The following is a 19713-nucleotide window of genomic DNA, read 5'->3' as shown; positions in this document are numbered from 1 at the left end:
TCTTGATTTTGCAAAAAAGTATCGAGGTTAAGGGTTTATCTACAAACCAATTTGTAAAACACAAAGGGTATACCTGTTGGTTTACACCTTTTTTTCGCCCACAAAATAATCGCTTTTATTCCCAAATAACACGTTGAATGTAGTTAAACTCCCATAAATACGGGTAATATACTGTTGTAAATCTACCTTTTCTTGGTCGTCTAGATTTTTGCTTGCATTTATTTTTTGTTCCATTACCCGAATCCGATCGCGAACCATCACTATTTTATGAAAAAAAGTAGTTATAGGTATTTCTTTATCGGACAAGTTGTCGTCTCCTGGTTTTAACACCATATTTCCCCCTTTCCACTTATCGGCAATGGGTGTTAGCGAAGAAGCATCGCTCCATTTTCGTAAGATGGCGATCAGGGAACGCTCTACCTCCGAAAAACTAACGGTATCCACCTCATCCTCAACAGCTTCTATCACTTCAAAGTCACTATTCAAATCAATCGTTTCCAATCCACTGTCCATAAAAGTCACCCAATAGTGTTTTGAGGTAACGTTGGTCACCACGCCTTTTCCAAATTCGTTATGTATAATTCTTGAGCCTATTCCTAAAAGTGTCATTCTAGCTTTTTTTAAGTATTGCCGCTAAATTAAAAGTATCCTATTAATTAACAAACATATAAGTTGGGGCTAGTTTATTTTTAGCCTTCAAAATTGTAACTTCGCAACTTTGCTTTGAAATAAGAAATGATCAATTACGAGGAGAATATTGAGGTTAAGGGCGCTCGCGTTCACAACCTAAAAAATATAGATGTTACCATACCCCGCGAAAAGTTGGTGGTAATTACCGGACTTTCAGGAAGCGGCAAATCATCCTTGGCGTTTGACACGATTTACGCCGAGGGCCAACGTAGATACATCGAGACTTTTTCGGCCTATGCCCGCCAATTTTTGGGAGGATTGGAACGCCCAGATGTGGATAAAATAGATGGTCTGTCACCGGTCATCGCCATTGAGCAGAAAACCACCTCCAAATCACCACGTTCCACCGTAGGTACCATCACGGAAATTTATGATTTTCTACGGTTGTTGTTCGCCCGCGCCGGAGATGCCTATAGCTACAATACTGGCGAAAAAATGGTAAGCTACAGCGATGAACAGATCAAGGATCTTATCAAAACCGATTACGAAGGCAAAAAAATAAATGTGCTTGCGCCCATTATAAAATCCAGAAAGGGCCATTATCGTGAACTTTTTGAGCAAATTGCCAAACAGGGCTTTGTAAAAGTACGGGTTGACGGCGAAGTGCGGGATATCGTAAAAGGCATGAAAGTAGACCGGTACAAGACCCACGATATCGAGATTGTTATAGATCGTTTAAAAGTGGTCGACAATGTTGATATGGACAAACGCTTGGCCGAAACCATCAATACGGCCATGTACAGTGGAAATAATGTATTGATGGTGCTGGAAGAAAACAGTACTGAAGCCCGGTATTTCAGTAGGGATTTAATGTGCCCGACCACCGGGATTTCCTACCCGGTACCGGAACCCAATACGTTTTCCTTTAATTCCCCAAAGGGCATGTGCCCCAGTTGCAATGGGCTCGGACATGTATACGAAGTGAATGAGAACAAGATTTTTCCCGATAAAAAATTATCGATAAAAAGCGGTGGTATAGCACCATTGGGGGAATACAAAAAGTCGTGGGCGTTCAAACAAATTGAGACTATAGCCCAGCGCTATGGGTTTGAATTGACCGACCCGATAACCAAGATACCCGCTGCTGCCATGGAGGTTCTATTGAATGGCGGACACGAGACTTTTGAGGTCGATTCCAAAACCCTTGGCGTAAAACGCAACTATAAGATAGATTATGAAGGCATCTCCAACTTTATTAAAAATCAATTTGAAGAAGCCGATTCCACATCAATAAAAAGATGGGCAAAAGAATATATGGACAAAGTCTCCTGCCCTACCTGTGGCGGTTCTCGCTTACGCAAAGAATCGCTCAACTTTAAAATAGATGAAAAGAACATCGCCGAACTGGCGCATTTGGATATTGCAGAGCTGGCCGATTTTTTTGATGGACTGGAAAATACCTTGGAAGGAAACCAATTGAAGATTGCTGAAGAAATCGTAAAAGAAATCAAGACAAGAATCCGTTTTTTATTGGACGTAGGCTTGGATTATCTTTCCCTGAACCGTAGCTCCAAATCACTCTCTGGTGGCGAGGCGCAACGTATACGCTTGGCAACGCAGATTGGTTCACAATTGGTCGGCGTGCTCTATATTTTGGACGAGCCCAGTATAGGCCTACACCAAAGGGATAACAACAGGTTGATAAAATCATTGGAATCGCTTCGTGATATCGGTAATTCGGTCATTGTGGTAGAGCACGACAAAGATATGATAGAACGTGCGGACCATGTCATTGATATTGGTCCCAAGGCTGGGAGACATGGTGGCGAAATCATCTCCGAAGGCCATCCTACCGAATTAAAAAACGTCAATACATTGACCGCCGATTATATAACGGGAGAACGTGAAATACCAGTTCCTGAAAAACGCAGAAAAGGCAATGGCAAAAAAATAACGCTCACGGGGTGTACGGGTAACAACTTAAAGAACGTATCGGTAGAATTTCCATTGGGGCAAATGATAGGTGTTACCGGAGTATCGGGCAGTGGTAAGTCAACCTTGATCAACGAGACCCTCTACCCTATCATGAACGCCCACTATTTTAATGGTGTAAAAAAACCGATGCCCTACAAGAGTATAAAAGGGCTGGAACACATTGATAAAGTAATCGATATCAACCAATCGCCCATCGGGCGAACACCACGCTCCAATCCGGCGACATATACTGGGGTTTTTAGTGAAATCAGGTCTTTGTTTACCAAAACGCCCGAGGCGGCGATCCGTGGCTATAAACCAGGGCGATTTAGTTTTAACGTCAAGGGAGGTAGATGCGAAACGTGCCAAGGTGGTGGGCTGCGCGTTATTGAAATGAACTTTTTGCCCGACGTTTATGTTGAGTGTGAAACCTGTAACGGTAAGCGCTTCAATAGGGAGACCTTAGAGATAAGATATAAGGGGAAGTCGATAGCCGACGTTCTGGAAATGACCATAAACGAAGCTGTGGGGTTTTTTGAACCCATACCCAAAATATACCGGAAGTTAAAAACCATTCAAGATGTAGGCCTGGGATACATTTCTTTAGGGCAGCAATCCACTACATTGTCGGGCGGTGAGGCACAACGTATAAAACTCGCAACAGAGCTATCAAAACGTGATACGGGAAACACGTTTTACATCTTGGACGAACCTACTACAGGACTTCATTTTGAAGATATTCGGGTCTTGATGGAAGTTTTGAACCGTTTGGTAGACAAAGGAAATACGATATTGGTCATAGAGCACAATATGGATGTCATCAAAATGGTGGATTATATCATCGACATTGGTTATGAAGGTGGTCGAGGCGGTGGCAAAGTGGTCGCAAAAGGCACGCCGGAAGAAGTAGCCAAAGATAAAAAAAGCTATACGGCAGAGTTTTTGATAAAAGAATTAAACTAGATTTTGATACCATTTTCGGCTTAGAAGTCTAACATTAACATAGAAGTGGATTTCCGCCTATGCGGAAATGACAATAAAAGTTGTATTCATGAGAAAAGAACAACATCACAAAGGATGGAATGAGATAAAAACGAACGACTCTTGGGCATTGTTCAAGATCATGGGCGAGTTTGTCAACGGTTTTGAAAAAATGAGTGCCATTGGCCCCTGCGTTTCTATTTTTGGTTCGGCCAGGACCAAAGAAAACGACCCCTACTATCAATTGGCCGTAAATATTGCCCAAAGCATCGCCGAAGCCGGTTATGGGGTTATTACCGGAGGTGGTCCCGGTATTATGGAGGCCGGCAACAGAGGGGCTAATTTAGCTGGGGGAACTTCGGTAGGGCTCAATATAGATTTACCTTTTGAGCAGCATGACAATCCTTATATAGATGGGGACAAAAGCCTAGACTTTGACTATTTTTTCGTTAGAAAGGTAATGTTCGTTAAATATTCGCAAGGGTTTGTGGTAATGCCCGGTGGTTTTGGGACTTTGGATGAACTTTTCGAAGCGATAACTTTGATACAGACCAATAAAATAGAAAAATTCCCCATTATTTTAGTGGGTTCCTCTTTTTGGGGAGGGCTTATCGATTGGATAAAGAAAACCATGCTCGAAGCCGGCAACATAAGTGCCCATGATTTGGATTTGATTCATATTGTAGACACCAAGGAAGAAGTCGTAGAGGTAATCGATGCTTTTTACAAAGGCCATGCCCTAAGCCCCAACTTTTAATCCCGTTTCAGTTGAAAACCAGATTTTCCTTAGTATATTTTATGTTGGCCTGTGCCCTGTTATTCTGTACAGGAAAAGCTGTTGCACAACATATTAACAGGTTAACGGCGAATTTGGACGGGGAAACCAAGGAACTGAACATAAACCAAAAATTCACGTACGTAAACAGTTCTGCGGATACATTGAATACATTGTACTTTAATGACTGGGCCCATGCCTATTCCGATAAAAACACCGGGCTTGCCAAACGTTTTGCAGAAGAATTCAAAAAAAGCCTTCATTTGGCCAAAGACGATGAAAGGGGCTACACCAAAATAAAAACGGCCGTAGATAATTATTACCAAAGATTGGATTGGGACCGCACCAACGTAAAAGATATCATACGAATAATTTTGAACAGACCCTTGGAACCAAAAGATTCCATGACCTTTTACATTAATTATACTGTAAAGTTGCCCCCAAATAAATACACCGCCTACGGGTACAGTTCAAAAAACGGGTATTTTTTAAAGGATTGGTATTTGACCCCGGCCGTATATAACGGTAAGTGGCAGCTATATTCCAACAAAAATCTAGAAGATCTCTACACCGGCATTACGAACACGACCATAAACTTTATTTATCCTAAGGACCTCTATTTGACCTCAAACTTTGTGCAGGGCGCCACTTCAAAATTTCCGCAGGGACAATCAACCATATTGAAAGGGGAAAATAGAAAAAGTTGTGAAATCGTTTTACAATCCGATCAAAACCTATCAAAACATATTACCAAACACGTTGTAGTTTTGACCGATATTGAAACCACAAAATATGATGACATCTCCCAGAATATTTCCATAGAGAGGACTATGGCCTACATTCACGAGAATTTAGGGGAATATCCGCATAAAGAACTATTGGTAAGTACATTTGATTATAATAAAGACCCTTTATATGGTATCAACCAATTGCCCTCTTTTATTCGCCCTTATGAGCCTCAATTTCAATTTGAGCTTAAATTTCTAAAGACCGCTTTGCGAAAGTTTTTGGAAGAAACGCTATTTACAAACCCTAGAAAAGAAAAATGGGTAAACGATGCCATCCTCAACTATCTGATGATAAAGTATGTTGATCAACACTATCCAGGTCAAAAATTATTGGGTAAACTCTCCAAAATTTGGGGGGTACGAAGTTTTCATTTGGCACAAATGGACTTTAACGAACAGTACCCGTTTTTATATATGTTTTCCGCAAGAAAAAATCTAGACCAATCACTCATTACCCCAAATGATTCGTTGCTGTACTTTAATCAAAAAGTAGCGAACAGATATAAGGCGGGGTTAGGTTTGGCGTACTTGGCGGCATATATAGGTGAGGAAAACGTTGGCAACAGCATTAAACAGTTTTATCAAAAAAACAAACTGAAAGAAGTTGAGGCCAGTGAATTCATATCTACTTTAAATGCATCTACCCAAAAAAATATCGGTTGGTTCTTCAACGAGTATGTTTCATCCGACAATCAAATCGATTTCAAAATAAAAAAAGTAAAGAAAAAGGAAGATTCAATAACGGTAACCATAAAAAACAAAACGGGTACCAACATACCCATATCTATGTTTGGCGTAAAAAAGGACTCCGTCGTTTCCAAATACTGGTTTTCCAATATAAAAGATATTGACACCTTTACCATACCAAAAAATGGGGAGGACCGTTTGGTGCTTAACTATGACCAAAAGATTCCAGAATTTAACCAAAGGGACAATTGGAAAACGTTGAACGGTTTTTTTTCAAGTAACAAAAAACTAAAATTTCAATTTTTAAAGGATAGTGAAAACCCCTATCGCAATCAGATTTTTTATATGCCCGTCGCAGGTTTCAATATTTATGACGGTCTTACACCGGGACTTCGGCTTACCAACAAAACATTGTTACAAAGACCATTTCTTTTTGACTTTGCCCCTTCCTATGCCATGAAGGAAAAATCATTTGTGGGTTACGGTAGCTTTCGCTATCAAAAATACCATGCCAAAACCGGGTTTTACGTTTCAAACTACTCCATTGGTGGCTCCACATTTCATTTTCAGACCAATTCAAGGTACAGCACCATAACACCTGCGGTAAGTTTTGGGTGGCGTCCCGATGATTTGCTTTCGAATAAAAGGGAATTCCTGAGTTTTCGGTACGTGAACGTGTTGAGAGACATTGATGAAAACCTGGATTTGGAAACAGACCCCGATTACAGTGTGCTCAACGCAAGGTATATCAACTCCAACATCGGTATTATAGATTATAGTTCGTGGTTTATCGATGCCCAACATTCGAGCAATTTTAGCAAGGTCTCCTTTAATTATGAGTTCAGAAAACTATTTGAAAATAACAGACAGTTGAACTTAAGGTTTTTTGCCGGGAAGTTTTTGCGTAACAAAACCGATTCGGATTTCTTTAGTTTTGCCCTGGACAGGCCTACCGACTATTTGTTCGACTACGGTTATTTGGGAAGGTCGGAAGATACGGGCATTTATAGTCAGCAGATCATCATTGCCGAAGGTGGTTTTAAGTCAAAATTGAGAAACCCTTTTGCGGATGATTGGATGGCGACGGCCAATGCAAGTTTTAATGTTTGGCGTTGGATAGAGCTCTATGGCGATATAGGCTTTATGAAAAACAAAGGCGAAAAAAAACGTTTCGTATATGATTCCGGCGTGCGATTGAACTTGGTCACGGATTATTTTGAACTATACTTTCCATTACACTCCAACAACGGTTGGGAAATCTCACAGCCCAATTATGACGAAAAAATACGTTTTATCGTTACTTTGAGCCCCAAAGTACTTACTGGTCTTTTTACAAGAAAATGGTTTTGATTTTTTGAATTATTCTTAATTATACCCCTATTTTTTGATAAATACACAATTACACGAACAATAAATATCTATTTTGTGACAAATTTTCAATAGAATTAAGATTTCATCATTGTAAAAATGGTTCTCTTTTGGTATTTTTGCAGAAAATTAAGGTTTCGTATGAAAATTGACCCTAAAACGGATAATGAAATTTCCTTTGATACTTTCCAGAACCAAATACTCCAAGATTACGAGATTGCGGTAACCAGCAGGGAATGTAGTCTTTTAGGAAGACGTGAGGTTCTTACGGGCAAGGCAAAATTCGGAATTTTTGGAGATGGCAAGGAACTTCCACAACTCGCCATGGCCCGCTCCTTTCGCAATGGTGATTTTAGGAGCGGATATTACAGGGACCAGACCTTTATGATGGCACTAGGCCTTCTTACCCCTAAAGAGTTTTTCCACGGCCTGTACGCCACTACCGATATTGAAAAAGAACCCATGAGTGCCGGTAGGCAGATGGGGGGACATTTTGTGACCTATAGTCTGGACGAACACGGAAACTGGAAAGACCTTACCAAACAAAAAAACAGTAGTGCCGATATATCGTGTACCGCCGGGCAAATGCCACGGCTATTGGGATTGGCGCAAGCATCAAAAATGTATAGACATTTGAGGGGCTTGGACAGTCGAAAATTTTCAGACAATGGTAACGAAGTAGCTTGGGGTACCATTGGCAATGCCAGCACCTCAGAAGGTATGTTTTTTGAGACTATCAACGCTGCGGGCGTACTCCAGGTACCTATGGTCATCAGTATTTGGGATGATGCCTACGGTATTTCCGTACCGGCAAAATACCAAACCACCAAAGAGGACATTTCTACGCTGTTGAGCGGTTTTCAAAGGGATGACAAACATGCAGGCTTTGAAATCATAAAAGTAAAGGGGTGGGATTATACCGCTTTGATTCATGCTTACGAGAATGCATCGGATATAGCTCGCTCGGAACATGTTCCCGTACTAATACACGTTACCGAACTTACGCAGCCCCAAGGCCATTCAACATCGGGTTCCCATGAAAGGTATAAGAGCGAGGAACGTTTGGAGTGGGAAAAAAACAACGACTGCAACAAAAAATTCAGGGAATGGATTTTAGAAAATAAAATCGCTACGGAAGATGAACTGTTGGAACTTGAAAAAAGTATACGAAAACAAATACGCACCGCCAAAAAAGAAGCTTGGGCCGAACATGTAGAGCCACAAAAAAACAATAAAAAAGTTTTGGTTGCCCTGTTGGACAAAGTAGCCGAAAAAAGCACGAACAAGGCTTTCATAACCAAGATAAAGAATGATTTAATCGCCATTGAGGAGCCCATAAAAAAAGATTTGGCCGCTAAGGCACGTAAAACCATGCGATATCTATTGGGGGAATCATTTCCCGAAAAGCAAGATTTGGCACGTTGGACGAAAGAGTTTTTAGAGGATTCCCAAGAAAAATTCAGTACTAAGCTATACAGTGAAAACCCGGGTAAAGCGACCAGTATAAAAGAGGTAAAGGCAGTCTACGATGCCAATACAGAAGAGGTTGATGGCCGGGTCATCTTACGTGATAATTTTGACGTTCTCTTTGAAAAACATCCGGAAGCCTTGGTATTCGGAGAGGATACCGGTGCTATTGGTGATGTCAACCAAGGGCTTGAAGGCCTCCAAAACAAGTACGGGAAACTACGAATAGCCGACGCCGGTATTCGGGAAACCACGATTATAGGCCAAGGCATAGGAATGGCATTACGCGGACTGCGCCCCATAGCCGAAATACAATATTTAGACTATATATTTTACGCATTGCCCACCCTTACCGACGATTTGGCCACTTTACTGTACAGAACGTTCGGCAAGCAAAAAGCACCTTTGATCATTCGCACCCGAGGGCATCGTTTGGAAGGTATTTGGCATTCCGGGTCTCAAATGGGCGGTTTGATACACCTTTTGCGGGGCATCTACATTCTCTCGCCAAGAAACATGACCAAAGCTGCTGGTTTTTATAATACTTTGATGAAAAGCGATGAGCCCGCACTGATTATAGAAAGCCTAAACGGATATCGCCTCAAAGAACCCAAACCGACCAACCTTGGAGAGCTCTGCACACCCATAGGGGTGGTAGAAACCATTAAGGAAGGTAACGATATTACCATTGTATCATATGGTTCTACCTTACGTATTGTTGAACAAGCTGCAAAAGAATTGATTGAGGTGGGTATAGCCGTAGAAATTATTGATGCGCAGACGTTATTACCTTTTGATATTCAGCACGATACCTTAAAGAGCATACAAAAAACCAATCGCTTATTGGTAGTTGATGAAGATGTACCTGGCGGATGCTCTGCGTACATCATAAATGAAATTATCCAAAAACAGGGAGCCTATAAATATTTGGATAGTGCCCCACAAACACTAACGGCAAAGGCACATAGACCAGCTTATGGCACCGATGGCGATTATTTTTCCAAGCCCAATGCAGAAGATATTTTTGAGAAGGTGTACAACATCATGCACGAGTCAAATCCGGAGGAGTACCCTGCTTTGAGATAATGGCAATCGCTTTCTCGATTATTTATGGGGAAAATCCATTACATCTTATAAAAATATTGATGACCCAACATTGAAAATTAAAGTTTAATAAGACCAGTTCATAAAAAAATTTTACTTTTAGTAAAACTTCAAATCATTCAAAAAATGAAAAACTCCCTAAAAAGCGATATTGGTCTTGCATTGTTAAGAATTGTTCCTTCCCTTTTGATGTTGACCCACGGGTATGGCAAATTACAAATGCTGATGAACGGTGACGAATTTGCAGACCCTATAGGTATTGGTGCAACACCCTCGCTTTTTTTAACGGTTATCGGCGAGTTTGTTTGCCCAATTTTGATAATCATAGGGTTTAAGACACGTTGGGCAGCTATCCCAGCGGCCATAACCATGTTCGTAGCCGCATTCATAGTACATGGCGCCGACCCTATCGGCAAAAAGGAAATGGCTTTGCTATATTTGGTGTTTTTTGTGATAATCGCGATTCTAGGACCAGGAAAATACAGTATAGACAAAAAATAGTTACAGTATTTTCACCAAAAGCTCTTTGAGCAAATCGGCTTGGGAGATATTGGTTGCTCCTACCCCTTTTCCCTTGACGTCCATCTCCCTAAGGTGAGAAACGATACCACTTACTTTTTTCATAGGGTAGTTCTTTGCCGCTGTTTGAAATTCCCCAACAAAATATGGGTTTATCCTAAGCGCACTCGCCACACTTTTGGGCGAATGGTCATTTAGACCATGATATTTTAAAAGCTGTGTGAAAAATGTATGCAATAAAGTAATGGTCACCACAAAAGGGTTATCCTTCGGGTTTTGGGAGAAATAGGTAATAATCCTTGTGGCTTTGGTAATGTTACGCTCCCCTATTGCTTTTTTAAGTTCAAAATTATTGTAGTCCTTACTTATACCTATATGCTCTTCAATGAGTACAGGCGTTATTTCGGTTTCTTTTGGTAGTACTAGTTGTAGTTTTTCCAACTCATTGTTGATTCGGTTTAAATCCGTTCCCAAAAATTCCACCAACAAAATGGCAGCTTTATGCGAGATAGAATATCCTTTGCCCTGCAAATTTTTGCGTATCCAATCGGATACTTGGTTTTCATAGAGTTTTTTACTTTCAAAAAGGACTCCGTTCGCTTGAACGGACTTATACAATTTTTTGCGCTTGTCCAACTTGTTGTATTTGTAGCAAATAACTAGTACCGTAGTGGGTTGCGGGTTATCTACATAAGAACTCAAGTTATCAATAGTGCGCGATAAATGCTGTGCCTCTTTAACGATTACCACCTGTCTTTCGGCCATCATGGGGTATCGCTTGGCATTGGCCACAATATCATCAATGGTTACGTCTTTACCGTACAGGACAACTTGGTTGAATCCTCGCTCCTCTTCAGAAAGTACGCTTTTTTCAATAAACCCCGCTATCTTGTCTATATAGTAGGATTCCTCGCCCATCAAAAAATAAACGGGTTTTATCAATCCCTTTTTTATGTCTAGAACAATTTGTTTGGCTTCTTCCATCTAAAAAAAATCATCAAATTTGTATCATGAGGATTCTTAACTTCCCCAAGTATGACTTTCGATTCAAAAGTAGCGAAAATAAAGTCTCTATTTTTGATGATATCCGTAAAAAGTTCGTGGTATTACAACCCGAGGAATGGGTACGGCAACATGTGGTAAGTTATTTGATACAGGACAAAAAATACCCTCAAAGCCTCATCAATGTAGAGAAACAATTAAAAGTAAACGATATCGTAAAAAGATATGATATCGTTGTATTTAAACCCGATGGTACTATTGAAATTTTAGTAGAATGTAAAGCACCAAATATTCATGTAAACCAAGATACTTTTGACCAGATTGCCCGGTATAATATGAAATTAAAGGCTTCTTATTTAATGGTGACCAATGGTTTGGAACATTATTACTGTAAAATGGATTTTGACCAAGAAAAATATACGTTTCTAAAGGATATTCCTGATTTTAGCCGTTAATTTGCCATCGTTTTGCAGATAGCCGTAGTCATACTCAACTGGAACGGAGAGATACTTTTGGAAAAGTACCTACCATCCGTCATACAGTTTTCACAAGGAGCCGATATTTATGTGGCCGATAATGCCTCTACCGATGGGTCGGTCGCGTTTCTCAAAGAGAACTACCCAAATATTACCGTTATACAAAACAAAAGCAATGGTGGGTTCGCTAAAGGGTATAATGATGCCTTGCAGCATGTAAATGCAGAAATCTTCTGCCTGCTAAATTCTGATGTAGAGGTAACCGAAAATTGGTTGGACCCCATCAAAAAAACATTTCAAGAAAAACCGCAAGCTGCCATAATCCAACCCAAAATATTGGATTTGTTGAAACCTACACATTTTGAATATGCCGGTGCAGCAGGCGGATTTATTGACCAATTGGGCTACCCCTTCTGCAGGGGGCGAATTTTTCAAGCTTTGGAAGAGGACAAAGGGCAATACGATGATATCACCGAAATATTTTGGGCCACGGGTGCCTGCATGTTTATCAAAAAGGGTGTTTTTAATACTCTAAAAGGCTTTGACGAAGACTATTTTGCCCACCAAGAAGAGGTAGATTTATGTTGGAGAGCCCAAAACCTTGGTCATAAGGTCTATTACGTTGGGGCTTCCCATGTTTACCATTTGGGAGGATCTACGTTAAGCAATATGAATCCCAAAAAAACCTATCTCAACTTTAGGAACAGTTTGTATTCCATCACCAAAAACTTACCGCGCAAAAAAGCCTTCCCTATTATTTTTGGTAGATTGTTTTTGGATGGTATTGCGGCCGCACGTTTTATCTACCAATTAAAATTCTCACATTGTTGGGCCATATTACGCGCCCATCTGAGCTTTTATAGGCACTTCAGTAAGATTTATAAAAAACGGGAAAAAGCTAATTTTATATTAAAGTACCATACGGTAACATCCATTGTGTGGTCCCACTTCGTACATCAAAAGAAGAATTTTAACATTTTAGTAAAAGATTAACTAATTTGAATAAGTCTTAATTTGGTGATTATCTAATTTTGTCGCTTATTTAAGATGAATCAAAACAAACAAAGAATAAACATTTAGTTACACATTATGAAGAAAATCATTTTAGGTTGCTTAGGAATTACGTTATTGTTATCCTCTTGCGTATCTCAGAAGAAATATGCGGATTTGGAGGCTAAACAGAAAGAAACACAGGATCTATTGAATTCGGCTACGGTCAAATTGAACGACTGCCTGGAAGAAAAAGCGTCTGCCTCTTCTAAATTAAAGACTTTGGAAGATCAAAATGCTTTCTTAAAGGCAAATAATCAAGAGTTGATCAATAACATGGGTAATTTGACCACCTTGACCACAAAAGGGGCCGAAAACCTTGAAAAATCTTTGGAAAGCCTCAAAGAAAAAGATTTGACCATTAGAAAATTAAACGATGCCATTACACGTAGGGACTCCGTTAATCTATCTTTAGTACAAAGCCTGAAAGGAGTTTTGGGTAATTTAGATGATGAGGATATCGAAATTAGTGTGGAAAAAGGAGTCGTCTTCGTATCTATCTCCGACAAATTATTGTTCAGCAGCGGTAGCTACAACATCACCTCAAGAGCTAAGGAAGTCTTAGGAAAAGTTGCCAAAGTCGTAAACAACAAACCCGATTTTGATTTTATGGTCGAAGGGCATACAGACGACGTTCCTTACAGAAAAGGGGTTTTATTGGATAACTGGGACTTAAGTGCCAAACGTGCCACTGCCGTAGTACGTGTTTTGCAAAACGACTATGGTGTTGATCCCAAGCGTATGACCGCAGCGGCAAGAGCCGAGTTTGTACCGGTATCTTCAACAGACAAGGCCAAAAATAGAAGGACTAGAATTGTTGTTCTTCCGAAAATTGACCAGTTCTACAGTATGATTGAAGAAGGAATGAAAGATCCGGCTATCAATAACTAGATTTTAAAGTCTTTGGATATTACCAAAAAAGTGTGCTGGTATCAGCACACTTTTTTGTTTTTTAAAGAATATTGCCATTCATTTCGAACGAAGCGGGAAATCCAACATAAACCCTCTAAACCTCATTTAAAATTTGATAGGTCGCTGGTTAAAACTATTTCTGGTATCTTATCCCCAACAGTGTAATCTTTTTCCTTTGACCGGTTGATTTTAAAATATATCTAAACTTCCCTTACCCTCTCGGATAACTACAGGTTCACCTTCGGATAAATCGATTACCGTAGAAGCAACATTATCCCCATACCCCCCATCAATAACGACATCTACTAAATACTGCCACTTTTCAAAAATAAGTTCGGGGTCGGTAGTATATTCCAGAACATCGTCCTCATCTCGAATAGAGGTTGAAACGATAGGATTGCCCAATGCGTTTACTAAGGCTTGGGGTATGGCATTATCGGGCACACGAATACCTACTGTTTTCTTCTTTTTAAAGTCTTTGGGCAAATTATTGTTTCCGGGCAGTACAAACGTGTAGGGACCTGGCAGAGCCCGCTTCAAAATTTTAAAAGTAGAAGTATCTATTTGCCGTACATAGTCCGAAAGATTGCTCAAATCGGCACATATGAACGACCAATTGGCCTTGGCCAATTTAACGCCCTTGATACGGGCAATTTTTTCCAAAGCCTTGGAATTTGTTATGTCACATCCTAGACCATATACCGTATCGGAGGGGTATATAACCAAACCGCCCTTGCGCAAAATTTGCACTACCCTTTGAATTTCCTTGGGATTGGGGTTCTCCTCGTATATTTTGATAAATTCGGCCATTCTAATACGTTATGCAGTATAAATTACGTAATTACTTCACTAAATAAAAATCTACTTTTTAATTAAGATTGGTCAACGCCATATCCAAGTGAATAGGTTGCATACCTAAATTTAAAAAGCATTCTTGTATAGCACGAAAGCAAGTTCCAAAAGTACAATTCCATTAATGCCGGCCAGTAGTAAACGTGTATTCATCTGAGAAATAAATTATGAGTGCTACTATAATAAAAACATATGGATAAAGTCTATTATTTGATGCGAACGGATTGTGTGGTAAAAGAGAGCCCTTGTTGCCCCATGGTTGAATTCATAATACCTTCAAACAGTGGCTCCGAGGCATTCCTTGGGATTTGCCATTCAAAAACAAAATTTGAGCCAGTACCACCTGTAACATCGACTTCATCAATAATTATTTCTGTCGTTTCCAAAGGCGCCAGGTATATCGGTTTTTTAAAATATGATTTTATCGATATACCATATGTATCATAGTATTCAGCCCTAAGAAGATAAATAGTATCTGTATCGCTGGTATTCCTCAAACTTACCATTGCAGTCAAATTATGCGTTTTATGTTGCGATAAACTATAAATCTGTGAATATATAGATAGATATGATTTGCCATATTCCAAGCTATCCTTATTACTTATATCAATACTTCTCTTAGACCAATCTTCAGAGTTTTTTGAACTTATCATATCTTTTTCTTGACAACTTGTAATGCCAAAAAATAATATTACCAATGCATACTGAAATTTCATAAACCAGTTTTTATTTGAATTAAAACTTTACATTAAATTATGTAAATATTCGTATTTAAAATATTTATAGATACAATAATTAAAAATAAAGCTTTAACCAACCACCTCTAACTTTGCGAACCTCAGCAACAATTTTTTGACATCTCCTTTTTCAAACTGTATTTCGGCCTTTTTATCGTTACCGACTCCTTCGATTTTAAGCACCTTTCCACGACCAAAACGGGTATGGTTCACGAGACTTCCTTCCGCAAGGTTGGGGTCTATTGTATTGGTGTTCCCGACCGGGGTGGCTAGTTCCGGTTTTAATTTCCGTAATTTTTTGAGCTGATTTTCATTGGGTTTACGAACACTTGGCGGTGTACCGCTGACCGGTTTATTTTGGCGCAAGGTACTTTTGTCCACTTCACCAAAAATATCCGTATCCATTAATGGTTTGTACCGATAACCACCATCTACGGGAGTTAGGTTCTCCACATATTGTTCATCGATTTCCTCTAAAAACCGACTAGGTTCGGCGTCAATAAGTTTTCCCCAGCGGTATCTATTTTGCGTGTAGGTCAAATAGGCCTGTTTTTCGGCCCTGGTCAATGCGACATAGAACAAACGGCGTTCTTCTTCTAGCTCACTGCGTGTGTTCATGCTCATAGCTGACGGGAACAAATCCTCTTCCATACCAACAATGTAGACATACGGAAATTCCAGCCCCTTCGCCAAATGAATGGTCATTAGGGCCACACGATCATCATCGCCGGTGTCTTTATCCAAATCGGTCGCTAGGGCAACATCCTCCAAAAATTCCGAAATACTTCCCGTGGCATCAGCGAGTTCTTTTTGTCCTTCCACAAAATCTTGAATACCATTGAGCAATTCCTCAATATTCTCCATTCGGCCAATACCCTCAGGGGTGCCATCCTTTTTGAATTCCAGCAAAATACCGGTCTTTTTGGCTACATGTTCCGCAAGCGTAAAAGCATCGGTACTTTCGCTCATGATCTGGAAACTTTTTATCATGGTGGCAAAGTCCTGCAATTTTCTTTTGGTACCGGAATTTATCTTTAAATCTATCTTATCCAGATTTTCGATGATTTCGAAAATGGAACGCCCGTAATGGTTGGCGGCAACGACCATTTTATCTACCGTTGTTTGGCCTATGCCCCTTGCGGGGAAGTTGATGACACGCTTTAACGCCTCCTCATCCTTGGGGTTGATGACCAAGCGCAGATAGGAGAGCACATCCTTGATTTCCTTACGTTGATAAAAGGAGAGCCCACCATAGATACGGTACGGAATATCCTTTTTGCGCAGGGCATCCTCCATAGCTCGGGACTGCGAGTTGGTACGGTATAATATCGCAAACTCCCCGTTCGAGAGCTGATGCTGCATTTTATTGTCCCAAATGGAATTTGCTACGTACCTGCCCTCTTCCGCATCGGTTGGGCTTCGGTGTATTTTAATGGCCGCACCTTCGTCGTTCGCTGTCCAAACTACTTTTTCCAACTGGTTTTTATTCTTAGCGATGATAGAATTGGCCGCATTTACAATATTCTTGGTAGATCTGTAATTTTGCTCCAAACGATACATGCCGACATTATCATAATCCCTTTGAAAATTTAGGATATTACTGATATTGGCCCCTCGAAAAGAGTATATACTTTGGGCATCGTCACCAACCACACATATATTTTGATACCTGTCTGCCAAGGCCTTTACAATAAGGTACTGCGAATGGTTGGTATCTTGGTACTCATCGACCAAAATATATCGGAACCTATGTTGATATTTGGCCAATACCTCGGGGAATCGGTTCAAAAGCTCGTTTGTGCGTAGCAGCAGATCGTCAAAATCCATAGCACCCGCTTTGAAGCAACGGTCTACGTAATTTTGGTAAATATCCCCCATTCTCGGCCGTTTGGCCATGGCATCGGCCTCCATGAGTTCCGGGTTCTGGTGGTAGGCCTTTACGGTAATCAAACTGTTTTTGTAGGATGAAATCCGGTTCTGTATCTGTTTGTATTTATAGATATCCTTGTCCAACCCCATTTCCTTGATAATCGATGCTATCAACCTTTGGGAATCCTGTGTATCATAAATGGTGAAATTGCTGGGATAACCTAATTTATCCCCATCAAAACGCAGGAGTTTGGCAAAAACGGAATGAAACGTTCCCATCCAAAGATTTTTGGCCTCCGAATTCCCTACAATATCGGCGATACGCTTTTTCATTTCACGTGCCGCTTTGTTGGTAAAGGTCAATGCCAGGATATTGAAGGAATCTACGCCCTGCGCCATCAAATGGGCAATACGGTACGTCAACACCCTGGTCTTTCCCGAGCCTGCACCAGCTATGACCATCAAAGGACCATCCTTATGGAGTACAGGAGCTTTTTGGGCATCGTTCAATTCATCTATAAAATTCTCCAAGCTGTATATTTTATGCTATCAAAGTGTGAATTTAGTCAATATCCATCGCAAGATAAAAACATCTTTTTTAGATTTATGAACAATAGAAACCCAAATATCTTCACGAATTTGAATATATTTAGAATCTAATTGGATTACATGAAAAAAAATCTATCCCACAGTTTCGTTTTTCTATTTTTATGTACTGTGACGAACGGTTTTTCTCAAAATAAATCGGCCGGACCCGTTATCGAGAGTTTTGGAAAAGTATGGGCCATCGAAAACCTTACGTTTAAGACAGATACGACCAAAGTGTTTAAAATCGTATTCGATATCATGGATAGTCCATTATCCTATTCCGAATTGAACCGAAGTATAGAGACTGCTGCCCGTTTCCTTAACATGCATGCCCAAGCAGGGGTTCCCAAAGAAAACTTGAAAGTGGCACTTGTAGTACACAATAAAGCTTCCAAGGACATATTATCCAATGCGGCCTACGAAAAAAGATATTTGACCCAAAATCCCAATAGTGATATGATAAAAGAGCTATTGGCCGCCGATGTTGATTTCATACTATGCGGGCAATCCTCCCTATCACGCAAATTCCCTATTGATGAGGCCATTGATGGGGTACAAATGGCGTTGTCCGCCATGACTGCTATAATGCAATTACAGGATGATGGTTATAGATTGATCAAATTTTAAACTACATATATGAAAAGTATTGTATTGCTCACCGCCTTACTTATTGGTTGCGCTACATTCGCCCAGGGGCCAAACCTAGAAAAGGATTACAAAAATATCGAGGATAAGGTCATTGAGTGGCGAAGAGACATCCATCAAAATCCTGAATTGGGAAATCGTGAATTCAAAACTGCCGAAAAAATTGCCAAGCACCTAAAATCCTTGGGGATAGAGGTAGAGACCGGAGTTGCACATACAGGGGTCGTGGGACTATTAAAAGGAGATAAACCTGGTAAAGTGGTCGCCCTACGTGCTGATATTGATGCATTACCTGTAACCGAACGCAACGATTTGCCTTTTAAATCTACCGTAACTTCGGAGTTTTTAGGCGAAAAAGTCGGGGTAATGCACGCTTGTGGGCATGATACCCACACAGCTATATTAATGGGAGTTGCTGAAGTACTGTCCAAAAACAAGGATAAAATAAAGGGCAGTGTAAAGTTCATATTTCAGCCTGCAGAAGAAGGTCCGCCACCAGGAGAAGAAGGTGGTGCTCTATTAATGGTCAAAGAAGGTGTTATGGAAAACCCTAAGGTTGATGCCATTTTTGGCCTACATATCAATTCCCAAACCCCTGTGGGTGTAATTCGCTACAAATCTGGCGGAACCATGGCTGCTGCACAGCGTTTTGTAATAAACGTAAAAGGAAAACAAAGTCACGGTTCACAACCATGGTCGGGTGTAGACCCTATTATGATCAGTGCAAAAATAATAGACGGGTTACAGACCATAATAAGTCGTGAGACCGAGCTTACCAATGAAGCCGCCGTCATCACAGTGGGAAAAATCAAGAGCGGGGTACGTTTTAACATCATTCCCGAAAGTGCTGAAATGATAGGTACTATACGAACATTGGATTACGACATGAAGGATAAGTTGAACAAACGCATGATAGAAATGGTAGAGACCATTGCCGAAGCCTACGGCGGTACGGCTACCTGCGAAATAACCGATTCTACAGATATCACGTATAATGACCCAGCGTTAGTGACCCAAATGTTGCCAACAATGCAACGGGTCGCAGGAACCGAGAACATTCAAACCCAAAAAGCGATTACCGGTGCCGAGGATTTTTCGTATTTTCAAAGAGAGGCTCCTGGGTTCTTCTTTTTTTTAGGTGGAATGACACCAGGCAACACAGAATCCTACCCACACCATACCCCAGATTTTAAAATTGATGATAGCGGCCTGTTGTTAGGCGTAAAAACCTTGACAGAAATGAGTTTGGATTATCTAAATAAATAGCAAAAATAAATCGGGTAATAGAT

Annotated in this window: 15 protein-coding genes; 10 read left to right on the top strand and 5 right to left on the bottom strand. The window is 40.4% G+C overall.

Features of this window, described 5'->3' with window-relative positions:
* Positions 1-81: 81 nt before the first annotated feature.
* Positions 82-609, bottom strand: a complete 528-nt coding sequence (locus HYG79_RS16525) for a hypothetical protein (RefSeq protein WP_179243169.1) — start codon at positions 607-609, stop codon at positions 82-84.
* Between the two features lie 126 nt (positions 610-735).
* On the opposite strand from HYG79_RS16525, the gene uvrA reads away from it, so the two are divergent.
* The 5 genes from uvrA (at position 736) to HYG79_RS16500 (ending at position 10275) form a co-directional block, all read left to right on the top strand.
* Entirely contained in the window at positions 736-3567 is a 2832-nt protein-coding gene (gene uvrA / locus HYG79_RS16520; RefSeq protein ID WP_179243168.1) for an excinuclease ABC subunit UvrA, read from the top strand.
* Between the two features lie 88 nt (positions 3568-3655).
* Positions 3656-4342, top strand: coding sequence for an LOG family protein (locus HYG79_RS16515; protein WP_179243167.1), 687 nt, complete (start codon positions 3656-3658; stop codon positions 4340-4342).
* A gap of 41 nt (positions 4343-4383) precedes the next feature.
* Positions 4384-7185 carry a gluzincin family metallopeptidase gene (locus HYG79_RS16510; RefSeq protein WP_228027997.1) on the top strand — a complete coding sequence of 934 codons (2802 nt, stop codon included), beginning with the start codon at positions 4384-4386 and terminating at the stop codon, positions 7183-7185.
* Between the two features lie 159 nt (positions 7186-7344).
* On the top strand, positions 7345-9756 hold the full coding sequence (locus tag HYG79_RS16505; protein WP_179243166.1) for an alpha-ketoacid dehydrogenase subunit alpha/beta: 2412 nt from the start codon (positions 7345-7347) through the stop codon (positions 9754-9756).
* 144 nt (positions 9757-9900) lie between these two features.
* Positions 9901-10275 carry a DoxX family protein gene (locus HYG79_RS16500; protein WP_179243165.1) on the top strand — a complete coding sequence of 125 codons (375 nt, stop codon included), beginning with the start codon at positions 9901-9903 and terminating at the stop codon, positions 10273-10275.
* On the opposite strand, the gene holA is transcribed toward HYG79_RS16500, so the two are convergent.
* The gene (holA, locus tag HYG79_RS16495) at positions 10276-11277 is read right to left on the bottom strand and encodes a DNA polymerase III subunit delta (protein ID WP_179243164.1); all 1002 of its coding nucleotides are present in this window, start codon (positions 11275-11277) and stop codon (positions 10276-10278) included.
* A gap of 26 nt (positions 11278-11303) precedes the next feature.
* On the opposite strand from holA, the gene HYG79_RS16490 reads away from it, so the two are divergent.
* The 3 genes from HYG79_RS16490 to HYG79_RS16480 all read left to right on the top strand — a co-directional run bounded on the left by HYG79_RS16490 (position 11304) and on the right by HYG79_RS16480 (position 13712).
* On the top strand, positions 11304-11750 hold the full coding sequence (locus HYG79_RS16490; RefSeq protein ID WP_179243163.1) for a type I restriction enzyme HsdR N-terminal domain-containing protein: 447 nt from the start codon (positions 11304-11306) through the stop codon (positions 11748-11750).
* A gap of 12 nt (positions 11751-11762) precedes the next feature.
* Positions 11763-12764 carry a glycosyltransferase family 2 protein gene (locus tag HYG79_RS16485; RefSeq protein ID WP_179243162.1) on the top strand — a complete coding sequence of 334 codons (1002 nt, stop codon included), beginning with the start codon at positions 11763-11765 and terminating at the stop codon, positions 12762-12764.
* 96 nt (positions 12765-12860) lie between these two features.
* On the top strand, positions 12861-13712 hold the full coding sequence (locus HYG79_RS16480; RefSeq protein ID WP_179243161.1) for an OmpA family protein: 852 nt from the start codon (positions 12861-12863) through the stop codon (positions 13710-13712).
* A 210-nt stretch (positions 13713-13922) separates the two neighbouring features.
* Here HYG79_RS16480 and HYG79_RS16475 read toward each other — a convergent pair whose 3' ends face one another.
* The 3 genes from HYG79_RS16475 to HYG79_RS16465 all read right to left on the bottom strand — a co-directional run bounded on the left by HYG79_RS16475 (position 13923) and on the right by HYG79_RS16465 (position 17722).
* Positions 13923-14543, bottom strand: a complete 621-nt coding sequence (locus tag HYG79_RS16475) for an L-threonylcarbamoyladenylate synthase (protein WP_179243160.1) — start codon at positions 14541-14543, stop codon at positions 13923-13925.
* Positions 14544-14791: 248 nt separating this feature from the next.
* A complete protein-coding gene (locus HYG79_RS16470; RefSeq protein WP_179243159.1) occupies positions 14792-15301 on the bottom strand; it encodes a DUF3124 domain-containing protein in 510 nt (169 codons plus the stop codon).
* A gap of 93 nt (positions 15302-15394) precedes the next feature.
* Positions 15395-17722, bottom strand: coding sequence for an ATP-dependent helicase (locus HYG79_RS16465; protein WP_179243158.1), 2328 nt, complete (start codon positions 17720-17722; stop codon positions 15395-15397).
* 138 nt (positions 17723-17860) lie between these two features.
* On the opposite strand from HYG79_RS16465, the gene HYG79_RS16460 reads away from it, so the two are divergent.
* Positions 17861-18406 (top strand): DsrE family protein, encoded by a 546-nt coding sequence (locus HYG79_RS16460; protein ID WP_179243157.1) that lies wholly within the window; start codon positions 17861-17863, stop codon positions 18404-18406.
* Between the two features lie 9 nt (positions 18407-18415).
* A complete protein-coding gene (locus HYG79_RS16455) occupies positions 18416-19690 on the top strand; it encodes an amidohydrolase (protein ID WP_179243156.1) in 1275 nt (424 codons plus the stop codon).
* Positions 19691-19713 lie beyond the last annotated feature (23 nt).

The sequence above is a fragment of the Costertonia aggregata genome, assembly GCF_013402795.1.
Classification (GTDB): Bacteria; Bacteroidota; Bacteroidia; order Flavobacteriales; family Flavobacteriaceae; genus Costertonia; species Costertonia aggregata.
The sequence above is the reverse complement of the archived record's forward strand: the minus strand, read 5'-3'. Positions and strand labels throughout refer to the sequence as shown.

What these genes read in the sequence shown, in the direction of transcription:
- HYG79_RS16525 (WP_179243169.1), bottom strand. Translation starts at nt 609, where the DNA reads ATGACACTTTTAGGAATAGGCTCAAGAATTATACATAACGAATTTGGA.
- uvrA (WP_179243168.1), top strand. Translation starts at nt 736, where the DNA reads ATGATCAATTACGAGGAGAATATTGAGGTTAAGGGCGCTCGCGTTCAC.
- HYG79_RS16515 (WP_179243167.1), top strand. Translation starts at nt 3,656, where the DNA reads ATGAGAAAAGAACAACATCACAAAGGATGGAATGAGATAAAAACGAAC.
- HYG79_RS16510 (WP_228027997.1), top strand. Translation starts at nt 4,384, where the DNA reads ATGTTGGCCTGTGCCCTGTTATTCTGTACAGGAAAAGCTGTTGCACAA.
- HYG79_RS16505 (WP_179243166.1), top strand. Translation starts at nt 7,345, where the DNA reads ATGAAAATTGACCCTAAAACGGATAATGAAATTTCCTTTGATACTTTC.
- HYG79_RS16500 (WP_179243165.1), top strand. Translation starts at nt 9,901, where the DNA reads ATGAAAAACTCCCTAAAAAGCGATATTGGTCTTGCATTGTTAAGAATT.
- holA (WP_179243164.1), bottom strand. Translation starts at nt 11,277, where the DNA reads ATGGAAGAAGCCAAACAAATTGTTCTAGACATAAAAAAGGGATTGATA.
- HYG79_RS16490 (WP_179243163.1), top strand. Translation starts at nt 11,304, where the DNA reads ATGAGGATTCTTAACTTCCCCAAGTATGACTTTCGATTCAAAAGTAGC.
- HYG79_RS16480 (WP_179243161.1), top strand. Translation starts at nt 12,861, where the DNA reads ATGAAGAAAATCATTTTAGGTTGCTTAGGAATTACGTTATTGTTATCC.
- HYG79_RS16475 (WP_179243160.1), bottom strand. Translation starts at nt 14,543, where the DNA reads ATGGCCGAATTTATCAAAATATACGAGGAGAACCCCAATCCCAAGGAA.
- HYG79_RS16470 (WP_179243159.1), bottom strand. Translation starts at nt 15,301, where the DNA reads ATGAAATTTCAGTATGCATTGGTAATATTATTTTTTGGCATTACAAGT.
- HYG79_RS16460 (WP_179243157.1), top strand. Translation starts at nt 17,861, where the DNA reads ATGAAAAAAAATCTATCCCACAGTTTCGTTTTTCTATTTTTATGTACT.
- HYG79_RS16455 (WP_179243156.1), top strand. Translation starts at nt 18,416, where the DNA reads ATGAAAAGTATTGTATTGCTCACCGCCTTACTTATTGGTTGCGCTACA.